We start from the raw sequence: 1461 nt of genomic DNA, 5'->3' as shown, positions 1-1461 counted from the left end.
GGCAGAAGCGGTTGCGCGATGCGCAGGACAATCGGCCACAGCGCGACGACCGCGAGTGCGGCTACGCCGAGCGGGCGTCGCGCCACGACGCTCGCTTCCTTCGAGCGCCCTATCGCGAACAGCAGGATCGCGGCCGCGAAGACCGCCTCGCGCGTGATCGTGAGGAAGGAACCGGCATACGGAAGGGAGTACTGCAGCATCCCGATCACGCCGCACAGGACGAGGGCGACGCCACCGATCGTCCAGGTCATCCTCACCGCTCGCATGCTCCGACCCTAGAGGCGGATGAGCGTCCCGCACGCTACTTGTTTTCGTTCATCCATTCGTCGAGCCGGGTTCGGTGTTCGGGACACAGGTTCTCCACCGCTGCGGCAAAGATGCGCCCCCACTCCGTGGCGCCGTCTGAGCCTTCTGCAACGCGGCCATCGAAAACTGTCGTGAGCGCGTTCGTCGCCACGGCGTCGCATGCCTCGAAGCCCTTCGAAACCAAGTCGCCACTCGAATGGGCTGCGCGCAGGGCCGGGGCACTGTCGTCGAGAGCCCTGAGGTAGTCCTCTTCGGGGTTCGCGGCGCACCCCGTGAGCTGAAGCGAAAGAGCGACGGCGACCGCGATCCCGATGCCGCGAGTCCTGCGGGCCAGTATCGACGTGGGTTGCGCGGCGTCCCGAGAGCGACCGTCTGCCGCCCCGGTCACGGACGCGTACCTCCGGGCACCGGCACGGCCTCGGGCACCCATCGCAGGATGTCTCCCGGCTGGCAGTCGAGCACTCGGCAGATCGCGTCGAGGGTTGAGAATCGCACCGCCTTCGCGCGGCCGTTCTTCAGCACGGAGACGTTGACCGGCGTGATGTCGATCGCGGCGGCGAGTTCGGACACACTCATCTTCTTCTTGGCGAGCTCGACATCGAGGTCGACGATGATCGGCATCACACCACCTCCGCCATGTCCTGCCGCAGCACCGTCGCCTGCCGCAGGAGCTTGCGCATGACCAGGATCACGAGGGCGAGCCCGACGATGGTGATCAGCGCGATGGTGCCGGTCAACGCGAGGAACGGGCTCCCCGCCTGCGCCTCGCCGATGACCGCCATCCCGACGACGACGATCACCCCTGCTGCTCCGACCGCGGCGATGATCGCGTCGACCCAGCGGAACGAGTGCGCGTCGAACACGCTGTCCCGCGAGACCAAGGTGAGCAGCCGCCACACGCACACCAGCACCACTTGGCCGCACGCCAGCAGCGCGCCCACGAGCATGACGCCGGGTGCCTCGAGGTGAGCGAACTCGGGTGCGGTTTTCGCGAACCCTGCCGCGATCATCGGCACCACCCAGACCTGACATATCCCGGCGGACGCGAACAGCACGACGATCAACGCCTTCGTCACCGCAATGAGGGGAGATCTCATGACTGCACCTATCGTCGATCGTTAGCTTCGTATCGAAAAACGATCGTAGGGGCTCGCG

The 1461-nt window shown here is 66.5% G+C and carries 3 protein-coding genes and 1 pseudogene; all 4 read right to left on the bottom strand.

Going from position 1 to position 1461, the window contains the following annotated elements; genetic code table 11:
• Nucleotides 1-251: pseudogene (locus NQ160_RS23655) on the bottom strand (hypothetical protein); the annotation flags it as partial.
• A 50-nt stretch (nucleotides 252-301) separates the two neighbouring features.
• Entirely contained in the window at nucleotides 302-694 is a 393-nt protein-coding gene (locus NQ160_RS23650) for a hypothetical protein (RefSeq protein ID WP_257517432.1), read from the bottom strand.
• Nucleotides 691-927, bottom strand: coding sequence for a helix-turn-helix domain-containing protein (locus NQ160_RS23645; RefSeq protein ID WP_257517431.1), 237 nt, complete (start codon nucleotides 925-927; stop codon nucleotides 691-693). The genes NQ160_RS23650 and NQ160_RS23645 overlap by 4 nt, the downstream gene beginning before the upstream one ends.
• Nucleotides 927-1403 carry a DUF2975 domain-containing protein gene (locus NQ160_RS23640; protein ID WP_257517430.1) on the bottom strand — a complete coding sequence of 159 codons (477 nt, stop codon included), beginning with the start codon at nucleotides 1401-1403 and terminating at the stop codon, nucleotides 927-929. The genes NQ160_RS23645 and NQ160_RS23640 overlap by 1 nt, the downstream gene beginning before the upstream one ends.
• Between the last annotated feature and the right edge of the window lie 58 nt (nucleotides 1404-1461).

The sequence above is a fragment of the Microbacterium sp. zg.Y909 genome (assembly GCF_024626565.1).
This window is presented reverse-complemented; position numbering and strand designations above follow the sequence as displayed.

Bases quoted from the DNA above. Each gene is read 5' to 3' on its own strand.
- NQ160_RS23645 (WP_257517431.1), bottom strand. From the start codon at position 927: ATGCCGATCATCGTCGACCTCGATGTCGAGCTCGCCAAGAAGAAGATG.
- NQ160_RS23640 (WP_257517430.1), bottom strand. From the start codon at position 1,403: ATGAGATCTCCCCTCATTGCGGTGACGAAGGCGTTGATCGTCGTGCTG.